The organism is Segetibacter sp., from assembly GCF_025963695.1.
GTDB lineage: Bacteria > Bacteroidota > Bacteroidia > Chitinophagales > Chitinophagaceae > Segetibacter.
The window spans coordinates 16,128-28,471 of the sequence record NZ_JAOQAH010000027.1 but is presented as its reverse complement, the minus strand read 5'-3'; the positions used below and the strand labels follow the sequence as shown (position 1 = coordinate 28,471).

7 protein-coding genes and 1 tRNA gene are annotated in these 12,344 nt (G+C 40.7%); 2 read left to right on the top strand and 6 right to left on the bottom strand.

Annotated features, from left to right (window positions below):
• Positions 1–60: 60 nt before the first annotated feature.
• Both JWR87_RS03195 and JWR87_RS03190 read right to left on the bottom strand, forming a co-directional pair.
• Positions 61–1,002: an N-acetylmuramoyl-L-alanine amidase gene (locus JWR87_RS03195; RefSeq protein ID WP_297815511.1), complete on the bottom strand. Its 942-nt coding sequence runs from the start codon at positions 1,000–1,002 to the stop codon at positions 61–63.
• A gap of 244 nt (positions 1,003–1,246) precedes the next feature.
• A complete protein-coding gene (locus JWR87_RS03190; RefSeq protein WP_297815509.1) occupies positions 1,247–2,233 on the bottom strand; it encodes an N-acetylmuramoyl-L-alanine amidase in 987 nt (328 codons plus the stop codon).
• A gap of 90 nt (positions 2,234–2,323) precedes the next feature.
• Here JWR87_RS03190 and JWR87_RS03185 point away from each other — a divergent pair, with 90 nt between their 5' ends.
• The gene (locus JWR87_RS03185; protein ID WP_297815507.1) at positions 2,324–5,083 is read left to right on the top strand and encodes a putative LPS assembly protein LptD; all 2,760 of its coding nucleotides are present in this window, start codon (positions 2,324–2,326) and stop codon (positions 5,081–5,083) included.
• 388 nt (positions 5,084–5,471) lie between these two features.
• Here the strand turns inward: JWR87_RS03185 and JWR87_RS03180 are convergent, their stop codons facing one another.
• Together JWR87_RS03180 and ung are read right to left on the bottom strand one after the other, a co-directional pair.
• Positions 5,472–6,218 carry a lysophospholipid acyltransferase family protein gene (locus tag JWR87_RS03180; protein WP_297815505.1) on the bottom strand — a complete coding sequence of 249 codons (747 nt, stop codon included), beginning with the start codon at positions 6,216–6,218 and terminating at the stop codon, positions 5,472–5,474.
• 17 nt (positions 6,219–6,235) lie between these two features.
• Positions 6,236–6,913: a uracil-DNA glycosylase gene (gene ung / locus JWR87_RS03175; RefSeq protein ID WP_297815503.1), complete on the bottom strand. Its 678-nt coding sequence runs from the start codon at positions 6,911–6,913 to the stop codon at positions 6,236–6,238.
• A 71-nt stretch (positions 6,914–6,984) separates the two neighbouring features.
• Here ung and JWR87_RS03170 point away from each other — a divergent pair.
• A tRNA-Arg gene (locus JWR87_RS03170) sits at positions 6,985–7,061 on the top strand.
• Positions 7,062–7,953: 892 nt separating this feature from the next.
• On the opposite strand, the gene JWR87_RS03165 is transcribed toward JWR87_RS03170, so the two are convergent.
• Positions 7,954–9,378, bottom strand: a complete 1,425-nt coding sequence (locus JWR87_RS03165) for a DUF1501 domain-containing protein (RefSeq protein ID WP_297815500.1) — start codon at positions 9,376–9,378, stop codon at positions 7,954–7,956.
• Between the two features lie 205 nt (positions 9,379–9,583).
• Positions 9,584–12,307 carry a DUF1549 domain-containing protein gene (locus JWR87_RS03160; RefSeq protein WP_297815498.1) on the bottom strand — a complete coding sequence of 908 codons (2,724 nt, stop codon included), beginning with the start codon at positions 12,305–12,307 and terminating at the stop codon, positions 9,584–9,586.
• Positions 12,308–12,344: the final 37 nt, after the last annotated feature.

The window sequence follows — 12,344 nt, the reverse complement described above, 5'->3', positions numbered from 1 at the left end:
TAATTGCAAAAGTCATGCTAAGCAAAAGTAGTAATTAAAAGGATGTTAGTAAAAAGGCCGTTATTTCTTTACCTGTTGATTCTCGATAGAGTACTTGTAGCGCTTTAGGGCCTGAACGATGCAACGGGCAATTTCATTTTGTCCGTTATTGCTGTTAAGGTATTCTTCTTCATTAGGATTGCTTATAAAACCGGTCTCTACTAAAATACTCGGCATTGCGACAGCTTGTAGCACCCAGATCCCTACTTGTCGTTGTTGTGCCTGGCGGCTTATTCGCCCTACTTTTTTAAATTCTTCTTCTACAGTTAAGGCAAGATTAGCACTTCGGTTAAAATACTGTTGAGTTTTTAAAGAATACAGGATCATTCGATCAGGAGAATTTGTGTTGAAGTCTTTTACGAAGTTTGCAGTAGCACTATCCAGGTACAACGATTCATTTTCACGCATCGCCTTTTCTTTCAGCGCATTTTTGTGAGCACCCCAAATGTAAGTTTCAGTTCCTTTAGCCGGATTTGGAGTAGTCCAGTTTCTGTATTGAGGTATTTTACGTGTATGTTTTTTCTTTCTTCTTCCTTTACCTGTGTAATAGACCTCAGTTTTATATCCCGACAGCGCTGTGTGTTTTATAGGGCCGGCACTGTTGCAATGGATACTTATAAACAGATCGCCTTTGTTGAAATTTGCAATATTTGCTTTTGTTGGTGGCGATTGGTAAATGTCGGACGTGCGTGTAAGAACTACATCTATCTCAGGCATTTCACTTTCTATAAGCTTGCCCAGCTTCAATGCTACGCCTAAAGCAATATCTTTTTCTCTCGAATACTTTCCACCTGCGCCAACATCGTGGCCTCCATGACCGGCATCAATGATTATTTTTTTTAGTTTGGCTTTTTGAACAGGTTTAAAACCTGACAGGTAAGTAGTTTGAATGCATAAAAAAAACATGCTGAAAACAAAAACCGATTTTCGCCTTATTCCAATCATACTTTCTCTTGTTTTCATAGTTCTGGCTGCAAAATAAAAAGCGGCCTGTTTTTCGCAAAAGTACAGGTCTTGGTCTTATTATACTTCTTTATGATACAAAGTGAAGAAGTATTGAACAGGTAGGAGTATTTATTAACATTTGTCTGAAACGGGGAGGTGGATATTCTCAGAGTTAAAACGTTCTGCAGCATAACCTCGAGCAATAATAGTCGAAATAAAAACCTGAGGATCTTATTAAGTGCTCCAGTTTTCCGACAAACTACTATTGTGGCTTAGATATATTTACGTTGGGGGGGTCGGCTAGTACTCCTGACCCTGTTTCAAGTAGTTGCTTGTATCTTAATACAGCTCTCATTAATGCGTAGCTGATTTCGTTTTGTCCTTTCTCGCTATTCATGTAATCCTCTTCTTCGAAGTTGCAGATAAACCCTGTTTCCACTAATATGCTTGGCATGTTGGTAGCTTGCAATACCCAAATACCTTCATTGTTTCTTTGTTTAACACCGTAACTGGTGCGGCCTTCTTTTTTAAATTCTTCCTCAACAAATGTGGCAATGGCAAGACTCTGATCGAAATATTTTTTAGTTCTTAAAGAAGCAAGAATTTTTGCGTCAGGAGATTCTGCAAACATACCCGATGAGTCCTTTTCACCAAACTGGTCTCCCTCTCTTGATCCAACCGCATTTTGTTTCTGATCATACTTGTTAACTGCCCATATATAGGTTTCGGTTCCCATTCTGTCGCAGGAAAGTTTGTACGATTTATAGATGGGAACTGATCTTGTTTTTTCCACCCTTCTTTTCTTTTTGCCTTTCCCTACAGTTACTGTATAAGTCTCTTCCCGGTAGCCCTCTATTTTCCTTTGGTATCGGGGTTCTAAATCATTTACGTGAATAGATATAAAAAGATCACCATGATTTTCATTTGCAAAGTTTGCTCTCCAGCGGTTAGCAATATTCTTATCCTTTAATCCGCCTGGCAGGTTTTCATCGGTTCTTGTAAGTAGAATATTACAATCAGGCAACACTTCTTTAAGTCTTTCACTAAGTTTTAAAGCCATTGCAAGCGTCAGTTGAGACTCGTAACTGTATTTGCCTTCGGCATTACTGTTCGGTAGTCCATGCCCTGCATCTATAATAATGGTTTTTAGTGTTTGTTTCTTGTTCGGTTTAACGGGGTCTGTTACAAAAGAAAATAAAACAGGGAGAATACAAAATGAGAGAATAACTATAAAAAGTCTTTTAGTCATACTTAAGGGTCCTTTGGCTTTTTTCAATTTCAATTGGGTTAATCTTCACACATCCTTAATGCTTTAACCATTAAATTTGTCGCACTTCTTATGGGCAAGCGTTGTAAAGTTAGGTCAAAACAAAATTTAGCATTTGCACTAATTGCTATTGTTTTCATAATAACGCTCAAAGTAAGCGCAAAACAAAAACATAATAATCTTCAAAATTTTTCTTATTCTACAATCGTTGACTCTCCTCCTCCAATTAAACGAACGGGAACTGTAGATAGTATATTAAAAAGAAATACTTCTATAAGAGATTCAATTGCTGTTAACGATACTACTAAAAAAGATACCCTTGTTCGTACCATTGATACGTTAAATGTAAAGCTCTCCAAAGACTCTCTTGATGCGCCTGTTACCTATTCTGCCGAGGACAGCGGTGTATTAATTATACCTACGAAGGAGTTTATTTTATATGGAAAAGCGAACGCAAAATATTCCGATGTAGAGGTCTCTGCATCAACAATTAATCTTAACCAGGAAAAGCAACTGCTAACAGCATTTGGAGCAACGGATACAACCGGCAATCCTTTAGACAAGCCCAAATTGGTGCAGGGAGATATGACTAGTGTTAGTGATACGATCTGGTACAATACTCGTTCTCAGAAAGGGTTAACCAAAGGCACTAACCTGCAGCAAGGTGAAATGTATGTATATGCAGAAACTGTAAAAAAGATCAATAACAATACTATATATGCCTGGCACGGCAGGTTTACAACCTGCAACCTCGATACACCCCACTTTGCTTTTCGTACCCGCAAAATGAAGATGATTACTAATAAGATTGCGGTATCCGGACCTGCATCGCCAGAGTTTGAGGGTGTACCGGTTCCAATTGGTATTCCTTTTGGAATTTACCCTTTAAACCGTGGTCGTCATTCAGGTCTCCTTCCACCACAGTTTGCTTCTAACGAACAGTTTGGTCTTGGCTTGGAAGGGCTGGGGTTTTATAAGGTTCTCAGCGATAATTTTGATGCAACCGTCAGGGGCAACATTTATAGTTATGGTGGCTGGAATGCAAACCTTTCTTCGAGATACATCAAACGATATAAATACACTGGTAATCTTAACCTGGCTATACAAAACACCAAGATCTTAAATAGCGGAGGCTATAGTAAAGAAGAATTTACAAAGAGCAAAAGTTTTATGATCAACTGGAGCCACTCCCGCGATACAAAAGCAAGTCCGGGTTCCAGCTTTTCTGCCAACGTAAATGCCGGTAGTACTAAGTTTAACCGATATGTTTCTAATAACTCCTTACAGAACTTCCAAAACAGTTTAAGCTCATCTATTGCCTACAGCCGCGACTGGATGGGAAAATATAATCTTACTGTTAGTGCCAACCATAGCCAGAATAATAACCTGCGCTTAGTCAACCTCACGCTTCCGACCGCAAGCTTTAATGTGTTGACTATTTACCCGTTTCAAAAAAGGGAATCTGTTGGAACGCCGAAATGGTATGAGAAATTAGGGGTGGGCTACACCGGCAACTTTCAAAACCAGGTTTCTTTTTACGACTCTGCTTTCAGTCTCAGGCGTATGATAGATACTGCTCAATACGGAGCTACACATTCTATTCCTATCACTTTATCATTGCCGCAGATGGGACCGATACAATTGTCACCAAGCATATCATACCAGGAAAACTGGTATGGTCAAAAAGTGCTGCAGCGGTGGGATAGCACGAAGAATAAAGTTGATACCAGTATTTCAAGAGGCATTTATACAGCCAGGCAAATGCAAATGTCGCTGTCGGCAAGCACAAGGGTTTTTGGTACTTACCAGTTTAGTAAGACAAGTAAGATCCAGGCAATAAGGCATGAAATCAGGCCTACTATGAGCTTAAATTACAGGCCTGATATGCAAAAGCAGTATTATAAAGATTTGCAGGTCGACTCGCTCGGCCACAAACAGCGGGTGTCACAATTTACTGGTGGAATTATATCTCCATTCGGTGAAGGCAGGTCAGGCAGTATTGGTTTTGGTATAGATAATACGCTTGAAATGAAAGTGCTGAACCGTAAAAATTCTAAGGACGATAAGGATGCCAAAGACGAGGATACAACAACCGCCAACACTAAGAAAGTAAGGCTTTTAGATGGATTTGGATTCAATGGATCTTACAATCTCATTCCCTCAATAAACGATAGTTTCCCTTTGTCCAACATCAGCATTTACGCGAGAAGTACTTTATTTGAAAAGATAAATATTACAGCCAATGCCAACCTCGATCCTTACCAGGTTGACGAGTTCGGATTTCGTCGTTCACGCCTTATGTTGGCAGATAACAAACTTCGCCCGGGAAGAATTACCAATGCGAGTGTGGCAGTTTCAACATCTTTTCAAAGCCAAAGTAAAGATGGCAAAACTGATAAGGAAAGAATACCTAACGACGACTTTATGACTCCTGACGAGCAACAACGCCAGTTAGAATATGTAAGAAGCAATCCTGCTGAGTACACAGACTTTAATATTCCCTGGAGTTTGCAACTATCTTATTCACTTAGTTATACAAAGCAGTTAGCTAGCAACTACCGGCAAGAGTCAAGGGTTTATTCAAACCTAAGCGTAAACGGTGATTTTAGTTTAACCCCCCGTTGGAAAATTGGTGGTAATACTTATTACGATTTTACAACCAGTCAAATTCAGACACTTACCATGTTTATCAGCCGCGAAATGCACTGTTGGCAAATGTCTATTAATATAACTCCCGTTGGGTTGTACCGCTCTTTCAACATTACTATCAATCCTAAATCAGGTATTCTACGCGATCTTAAAATTAACAGGTCAAGGTTTTTCTATCAGTAACATAAAATTCCCAAATAACGGTTATACCTGTTCTTTCTTTTTGATACAGGCATTTGTACTTTGTTGTTTCATCGTTGCGTCGCATTTCGTTCATCTGAAAATCTTTGTGGATCTTTTAAATGCGCGGCACTTGACGGTCTTGTTCACCGTTTTGCCCGACAGTTACAGGTATACAACCAGACATCATTTGCTGGCAGATGAAATTTTTGCTTTTGCCAATAACGAACAGATTTTCATTTGAAGCTTCAGGTGCACAATGATATGCCGACGAACGTATTGCGACGCAAGAATGCAGCTATGAAAACGGATGTTGGTACCAAAAAGAGATACCCGGAAAGTTGTAAGTGCTTAAGGTATAGGACGTCCTTTGTAAATGGAAATTGCCTGGTTATCCTGCCGACCTATTCTTCTCTAAGTAATAATCCCACATCAATTTGAATACCTTCTCGCGCAATTCCCTGCTTGTAATATTTTCGGAACTAACTGCGGGTAAGAAATGCATTTCGAGCCGGTGAGGACGCATGTAAAAATTTTTCTCAGGGGGCAAAACAGTTTTTGTGTGGAAAATGAGCGTGGGGATAATTTCCTTTTCAGCAGCAATAGCAAGTTTGAAAGCACCATCGTGAAAAGATTTCAAAGGGTCAGCGGTACGGTTTCGGGTTCCTTCGGGGTAAATGACCATATGTAATCCCTGGGCTAATACCTTTTTCATGTTTTCAAAACTCTTGCGTCGACTGGCATCACTGTTTCTGTCGACCAAAACCGTTCCCCTTATATAAACCCACCCAAAGACAGGAGCTTTGGAAAAAGACTTTTTCCCAATGGTTTTATTTGCTCCTGGAACGTAGGGCGTTGTTACCGGTACATCCATTAAAGAGTTGTGGTTTGATACAACAACGTAATTCTTGCCCTTCTTAAAATTACCCCTTCCAACCACCTTTAAGGGCGAGCCTACAACTGTCAGCCAAACACTCATCCATATTTTTGTTATCTGTCTGTAGGCTTCAGTCCCCATCGGTTCTTTTATTAAAAACGTAATAAGAACAGGAATGACGATGATAAGTAACGTAACACAAAAAGTAATTAAGCCCCACAACGCCCAGAAAGCACCTAGAATATTTTTAATGATTTTCATTATATGCAATTTCTGAGTTATTTGCTGATCCTCCAGTCTATAGGAGTTAGGCCTTGCTTAGTAAGGTAATTATTGGTTTTACTAAAGTGTTTGCAACCAAAAAAGCCATTATGGGCGCTAAATGGCGAAGGGTGCGCAGCCTTTAGTACCAGGTGTTTTGTTTCATCAACCAGCACTTGTTTTTCCTGTGCAAATTTTCCCCAAAGTAAAAAAACAACTCCTTCTTTTCCTTCAGATATTTTGCTGATAACGGCATTGGTAAATTCCATCCAACCAATTTTTGCATGACTGGCAGCCTCATTTGCTCTAACGGTTAGTACGGAGTTTAGAAGCAACACGCCCTGCCTTGCCCAATATGTAAGATCGCCGGTTTTAGGAATGGCCATACCAATATCATTATGAAGTTCTTTGAAAATATTGATCAGGGATGGGGGAGGAGATACACCGTCAGGAACGGAGAAGCTAAGACCGTGCGCCTGCCCATATCCGTGATAAGGATCCTGGCCCAGTAAAACTACTTTTATGGTATCGAAAGGTGTTGTGTTGAAAGCATTAAAAATGAGCGATCCGGGAGGATAAATTGTTTTTCCCTGTGCTTTTTCAGTCTTTACAAAAGTAACGGCTTGTTGAAAATATGGCTTCGAAAATTCGTTGAATAAAACGTTTTTCCAGCCCTCTTCTATTTTCACATCCATTTTAATAAATTTTCGTTTGGATGCAAACTAATAAAAAATTACTTTTGCCACCGCTTAAATCGGCAGTGAATGGTCTGGTAGCTCAGTTGGATAGAGCAACTGCCTTCTAAGCAGTAGGTCATTGGTTCGAATCCAATCCGGATCACCAGTAGCAGTAAGGGTTTCAGGAGTTTTATCTGAAACCCTTTTTTATTGTTTGCATACAATTTCACACAAATCTTACTATAATTAAATGCAGATTGCAAGCTCATGTACTATTAAAGTAGTTGTACAGCGCGAAGCAAACTCTCCGGCAATTAGCCATAAGGTGTGCTACTTGCGTTGCTGAAGCCTATCTAAGAGTGTTACATCGGGCTGAGGTACGCGCTTTTCTGAAAACATTTCTGAGCAATGATGTCTGTTGCGGTTTATTTTTTATGGATTTAATTAAATAAAAAGCACCCCCTGGTGTAAGGTGCTTTTTAATTATATTAATAGCTACTTAACAGCTGTATTTATACCCTCTAATTACCACCGTTCATATTCTTTCACTCTTGAGAGCATTTCTTTTCCTTAAATTTTGTTGAGATAAGTTGGCCTGATTTAACACCTCTCACAATAAATGCAACAAAAATTTAAACGGATACATAATAACAAAGTAAGAAACAGAAAAAGCTTCAGATGACTCGCCAAGTCCTGAAGCTTATAGTTAAAATTTGGGTCTTTTGTCCAGATGCTTTGGCAAATTTACCTATGTTGTAAGTAGGTTTTTAAATGGAGGTAGCAGAAACTCCCTCCATTCTTTTTAAAAACGTCAGTTAATATTGTTTTGACAGTGCGAAATAAAGTGGATGTTGCAAGGAAACTTAACTTGTACCAACGCTGTTGCCGGTACGTTCGTTATAGATCCAACTTTGAGGTTACAAGTATCATCTGCACTTTAGCAGTTGAAAAAGGTTCCCCTATTGCTTCAATTCGGATGTTTGTAGAAGGAATGCTTAAAGATCCGGGCTGTTTCCACCACTTTAATTAGGCAACTTGTATTTGTTTAATTGTACGAATTAAGCAAACAGCCCTAACTCCGCTTTCCCTAATCCATCTTGTGTTGTATAAAAGGGGCGTTTTTCAACTACGTAATGCGCGTCTTCAGCTATTCCCAAAGCATGATAAATAGTTTGATGTATCTGGTCAATTACAATCGGTTTATCTATTGTTTTACATGGCCGTTCATCTGCAGTTTTACCATACACGTTTCCTTTTTTAATGCCTCCGCCAAACATCAATATCGAGCAGCCATCTGTAAAGTGACGGTGCATGCCATAATGTTTCAATTCCTGTATCACATCGGGTTGTTGCACCTGCTCCTGTACTTTTAGGTCCGGACGACCTTCCACCATCATATCTCTGCTGAACTCACTGGCCAAGATCACAATGGTTCGGTCCAGTTTTCCTGTGCGTTCAAGATCTTTTATTAATTGCGCTACAGGGCCATCAATCTGCTTTTTCATCTCCAGTAACCTTGTGTTGCCATTTTCGTGTGTATCCCAGCCCTTAAACGGCTCATATTCGGTCGTTACACTTATAAAACGCGCCCCCTTCTCAACCAGCCGCCGGGCCATCAGGCATCCTAATCCAAACTTGCCTGTGTTATAGATATCGTAGATCTCTTTCGGTTCGTTATTAATGTCAAAAGCCTTTGCTTCCGGTGATTTTAATAGTATGTAAGCTTGCTCCATAGACCTTTTCAACGACTCTTTCTGATAGTCGCTGCCATACTCTCCAAACGCGCTGTTGTTTACCAGCTCGTTATACAATTGGTTACGCTTTTCAAATCTTGTAGCAGACATTCCCACTGGTGGTTGCACGCTCTCAAGGCCGGTTGATGGGTCAGGTATTAAAAACGGACCAAATTCATTTCCTAAAAAACCCGCGCTATGAAAAGCTTTCAGCTCTTCTCCTTCGCCCAAAGTAAATCGTTGTCCGATATCAATAAAAGCAGGAATGACAGGGTTAACAGGTCCCAGCTCTTTAGCGATCCATGCACCAAAATGTGGTGCCGCTACAGACTGAGGTGGCTTGTAGCAGGTATGCCAATGGTACTGGTGACGCGAGTGTAGAATGTGGCCCATGTCGGCGGCAACATAAGACCTGATAAGTGTACCCCGATCCATCACTTTTCCAATTGACTCCAGGCCTTCTGAAAAAGAAATTCCATCTAACACTGTAGGCACAGACTTAAACGTACTTAGAACCCTGTTTGCGTCCATCCCTTTTGTAAAGGGAGTAAATTTTTTGGGATCAAAGGTATCTGTGTGCGCCATTCCACCTGCCATCCATAACAGAATTACCGAGTCGGCTTTTGAATTAGTTCTTTTGGAATTACAGGAAGTTAACAGGCTTGTCATGGGCGCACCGGCTGCCATGGCTGCCAGCATCGCCGCGCTTGTATTTTTTAGAAAATTTCTCCGGTTCCAATTCGTTGCCATAATGTTTTCTTTACAAAAAGAAGGGTTATGTAATTTATGTTTTATTAGTGGTCGATCGCGGGTAGCAAGGTTAGTTTGCCCCTGCCTATTTTCTGTACCAGCTTTACAATTTCAATGAGTCATCGTTGTGTCACTCCCTTGTACAGTTTTTTATTAGATCAGCAATTCAAGTTCCCGGAAATACTCGGTACATTACATAGCGCGGTCAATAGATGATCTGGAATTCAGGAAGAAGCATAACTGCCCAAAACAAATCTTGTACAGCGCCGGTGCCTTTATCCACTTCCAGCAGTTGTTTAGCAACTTTGAATTCTTTTTGTTGCGGTTCACGTCCTAATGCTTTCCTGTAGATTTCTTTAATGATCACGTCAGGCTGACCATACTTTCTCTTCCAATTTTCAGCGCCGTGCTTTAGTGCTTCATTAAACCTACCGCCATTAGTCAGTTCAAGGGCTTGCAATAGATTCGCCTGAGACTCGCGGCTAGTAGACACGGTTTCTCTGTTAGGACGCCCTAGTGCCGTCAAAAAACTATTATTTACTACCAGGGATGCACGCGGATATAACAGGATAGACTTCTCAGCCACCAATTTTTCAGCAGCCAATTTTCCTGCTACTTTTCGTTCATCCGCTAACCTTTTTTGAATCAATCTTTCGGCAGCTTGCTTTTCGGCGGCTAACTTTTTTTCGGCCTCTGATTTTTCGACAATTGGTTTTTTTACAGCCTCCTTTTTAGGATCCGGTTTCTTCGGTACTTCTTTCTCCACTACAGTTGCTACAAACGGATTGAATTTAATGAGCGAATCTGGAAAAACAGGTGCAATAACGGTGCTTACAGCATCAGCAAATTGTTCCGCTGACATTCTCCTCCTCAACATTCCTTTAAATTTATACTCTTTCGCTATAATTTGATTGGGTTCCTTAAATCCGACAGACGGCAATTGGTAGGTATTGGACGTGGTGATGAGGTAGATTAACTCTTTGAGGTTTGATTTATTTTGGACAAAATTAAAAGCCAGCCAATCCAGCAAGTCCTGGCTCCAGGGTTCATTGTCCATCAGGTCTACAGGTTCAACAAGACCGCGTCCCATAAACTGGGCCCATATCCGATTTACAACAGTGCGATAAAGGCGACCATCTTCTGGCCTGGTCATGATCTCAGCCAACTGTTGTTGCTTTATTGCAGCTGTCGCAGCACTATTGATAGTACCCAGTTGTTTCCAAAGCACTTTTGCTGTTGTAAACTTGCCTGACGGCTTATCACAACGAGCTATTTCGAGAGATGAGTCGGCAAAAATATTCGCAAAGCCATAGGCATCTTCCAACTTCCAGTCGCTGATAAAGCTATTATGGCAGGAAGCGCATTTCAGGTTAAGTCCGAAGAAAACCTGTGACACGTTTTGGGCTGCCTGCATTTCTGTACGTTGACTTGCATTGATTACTCCCCGCCATTTGATACCTTCAATAAATCCTTTTGATTCTTTGTCAGGACTAATAAGTTCCCTTACAAAGGCATCATATGGTTTATTGGATTGCAATGACTTGTACAACCAGTTATTGATGTTAGAGCGGCCTCCTGTAATATATCCAGTACCGGTATAATCATTTCTTAGGGCATCGTTCCAGAACGTGAGCCAGTTCATTGCATAATCATCATTCCTGTTCAAGAGTGTTCTTACCCAAATGGCCCTTTTATCTGGCCTTGTATCTTTATAAAATGCCGTGTAGTCTTCAGGTACCGGCAACAGACCCAAAATATCCAGGTATACCCTCCTTAGGTAAGTTCTGTCGTCTACCAGCTGAACCCATTGTATCTTATTCTTTTTAAAATATTCGTTCACCCATACATCTACCGGGTTTTTGATGTTACCTGAGGCAACAGGAAGCGGTGGATTACGAGGCTCCAATGCAGCAACCCGGTAATTGTTTTCTTCTTTATCATTTCCCTCTGGCCATGGTGCCCCTTTTTGTATCCAGAACTTTATAGTTGCAATATCACTTTCTGATAATTTTTTGCCTTTTGACGGCATGACATCTTTGTGATTTGCTGGTAATGTTATTCGCCGAAACAGATCACTTTTTGCCAGATCACCTGGTACGATCACAGGGCCATCTTCGCCTCCTTTAAAGATCATTTTTTTACTGTCGAGCCGCAGTTCGCCTTTTATTTTCTCGGGTCCGTGGCATTTATAGCAGTTATGAGCAAGAATCGATCTTACCTGCACATTCAGCTCCATCTCTTCTTTGTTGTTCAGCTTCACGGTATCGTCTTTATAAAAAGCGAAATCAAAATTCTTAACAGGGGTAGCTTCATAATCACTGCTCCAGGGAAGTGTAGATGAGATGTAATCATTACCATGCGTTAACGCTGCCCCCAGGTGTCCGGCAATGCAGACACCAATACCAGCAACAATAAGCGTTGCACGATAAGGCTTAACCATGTTGACCCGTTTTTTATTTACTACCTGGTATAAAAAAAATAAACCTATAGCACCCAGACCTGCTGTTATAATACCTGTCCATTGATGCCAATTCAATGTATCCTTTCCATAGTCACCACTTCTGGCTAGTAACAATCCGAAAACAACGGCAAGGGCACCTGTTACTGTTCCCGTAGCAAGCAGAATATTGATGGCGGGTCTTAGACGGGAATTGAAGTTTCTAATTGTAGCAAGTTCGAGCAGCGCCGCAATTAAAAGCAGGCTCACTGGAAAATGGACTACTAAAGGATGAAGCCGCCCTAAGAAATTCCAAAGCCAAAATGAGTTGCTTACATTGGTAAGCGAAACATCTCCCGAAGCAGCGAGGGGCGCATCTCCGGCGTATGACTTTAAAAGCAGGAGCGGATTAATGACAAAGATCAACAACAGGATCAAGGTAATAAAGAACACTCTTTTTGTAAGAATAGTATTACTACTTGTTTTTTTCATTTGGGCGCTCAATTAGACGAATTAATACCATCACCGA

Coding starts and splice junctions, on each gene's coding strand:
- JWR87_RS03195 (WP_297815511.1), bottom strand. CDS start 1,002: ATGAAAACAAGAGAAAGTATGATTGGAATAAGGCGAAAATCGGTTTTT.
- JWR87_RS03190 (WP_297815509.1), bottom strand. CDS start 2,233: ATGACTAAAAGACTTTTTATAGTTATTCTCTCATTTTGTATTCTCCCT.
- JWR87_RS03185 (WP_297815507.1), top strand. CDS start 2,324: ATGGGCAAGCGTTGTAAAGTTAGGTCAAAACAAAATTTAGCATTTGCA.
- JWR87_RS03180 (WP_297815505.1), bottom strand. CDS start 6,218: ATGAAAATCATTAAAAATATTCTAGGTGCTTTCTGGGCGTTGTGGGGC.
- ung (WP_297815503.1), bottom strand. CDS start 6,913: ATGGATGTGAAAATAGAAGAGGGCTGGAAAAACGTTTTATTCAACGAA.
- JWR87_RS03165 (WP_297815500.1), bottom strand. CDS start 9,378: ATGGCAACGAATTGGAACCGGAGAAATTTTCTAAAAAATACAAGCGCG.
- JWR87_RS03160 (WP_297815498.1), bottom strand. CDS start 12,307: ATGAAAAAAACAAGTAGTAATACTATTCTTACAAAAAGAGTGTTCTTT.